Source organism: Gluconobacter sp. P1C6_b (genome assembly GCF_018811945.1).
In the GTDB taxonomy this organism is placed as follows: Bacteria; Pseudomonadota; Alphaproteobacteria; order Acetobacterales; family Acetobacteraceae; genus Gluconobacter.
In genome coordinates, this window is record NZ_JACRVU010000068.1 from 1 (window position 1) to 720 (window position 720).

1 protein-coding gene and 1 pseudogene are annotated in these 720 nt (G+C 59.7%); both read right to left on the reverse strand.

The features are described 5' to 3' along the window. A partial coding sequence (locus tag KP701_RS16635; protein WP_371819028.1) for a transposase occupies window positions 1–422 on the reverse strand: 422 nt, incomplete at its 3' end. Continuing rightward, a pseudogene (locus tag KP701_RS16640) lies at window positions 419–691 on the reverse strand (transposase); the annotation flags it as partial. The gene KP701_RS16635 and the pseudogene KP701_RS16640, both read right to left, overlap by 4 nt. Window positions 692–720: the final 29 nt, after the last annotated feature.

Here is a 720-nt window from a genome sequence, read left to right on the forward strand (position 1 = left end):
TCGCGCTGCGGCGCATCTGCTTGAGGTGGTTGAACATCCGCTCGATGCGGTTGCGGTCCCTGTAACGTCGCCAGTCTGTTTTTTTGTGGAACACTGCGGTCTTTTCGTGAGGGCATAACCGGCAGGATCCCGTGGATCAGCAGGTTCTGGCGGAAATCGTCGCTGTCATAGCCCCGATCAGCCAGCATGGCCCTGGGGTTTGGAACCGGTAATGCCATCAAGGCTTCTGTTGTTCTGTAATCCGAGACCTGCCCGCCTGTGAGGACAAAGCCAGGAGGACGTCCCTGATTGTCGCATCGGGTGTGGATTTTGCTCGTAAAGCCGCCGCGTGACCGACCAGAAGCTTCCGCATGAGCCTCCCTTTTGCCCCAGTGGCCTGCGAATGGGCACGGACTACGGTGCTGTCGAGCATATGCTGCCAGTCATCGGTCAGCCCCAGCTCTACCAGGGTTTGCAGTAGGGCATCCCACACGCCCTGTTCGGCCCAGCGGCGAAACCGGACATAAACGGAGTTCCACTTGCCGTAGCGTTCATGCATGTCACGCCAGGGACAGCCGGTCCGCAGAACATGCAGCATGCCATTGAGAAACAGGCGGTTGTCTCCGGCTGGACGGGCCCAACGTCCACGCTCAGAAGGCAGAAGCGGGCCAATCACCGCCCATTCATGATCCGTCAGATCGCCTCGTGCCATGCCTGTTCTCTCTGCTCCTGACCCCACAG